The sequence below is a fragment of the Halorubrum sp. SD690R genome (genome assembly GCF_005435035.1).
In the GTDB taxonomy this organism is placed as follows: Archaea; Halobacteriota; Halobacteria; order Halobacteriales; family Haloferacaceae; genus Halorubrum; species Halorubrum ezzemoulense.
In genome coordinates this window covers 1-473 of the sequence record NZ_SGTV01000126.1, presented here as the reverse complement: position 1 = coordinate 473, position 473 = coordinate 1, and the positions used below count along the sequence as shown (strand labels likewise).

1 protein-coding gene is annotated in these 473 nt (G+C 62.6%); it reads left to right on the top strand.

Annotated elements, in window-relative coordinates:
* Window positions 1-38: 38 nt before the first annotated feature.
* Window positions 39-473: radical SAM protein (locus EXE41_RS18705; RefSeq protein ID WP_343192882.1), on the top strand; the 435-nt coding region annotated here is incomplete at its 3' end.

The following is a 473-nucleotide window of genomic DNA, read 5'->3' as shown; positions in this document are numbered from 1 at the left end:
CGCACGCTTTTTCCCGCTGGGAGCGGTGGCTAGAGACAATGATTTCCGAGGGCTGCGAACAGTGCGCCAAAGGCGGCAAGATGGTGCTGTTCGTCTACGGCTACTGCGACCAGCGAGACTGCTTCTACTGTCCCCTCGGGGAAAACCGCAAGAACGTCACCCAGATGTACGCCAACGAGCGGCCCGTCGAGGATGACGCTGACGTTATCGAGGAAGCCAAGCGCATGAGCGCGCTGGGCACCTCGATTACAGGTGGCGAACCCCAGGAAGTACTCGACCGGACCTGTCACTATCTGGAACTGCTGAAAGACGAGTTCGGCGAGGACCACCACACGCACCTCTACACCGGTATCCCCGGCGGCCGCGAGAACATGCGCCGCCTCTCCGAAGCGGGCCTCGACGAGATTCGCTTCCACCCGCCGCTGGAGCAGTGGGGCGACCTCCACGGGACCGAGTGGGAGGACATCCTCTAC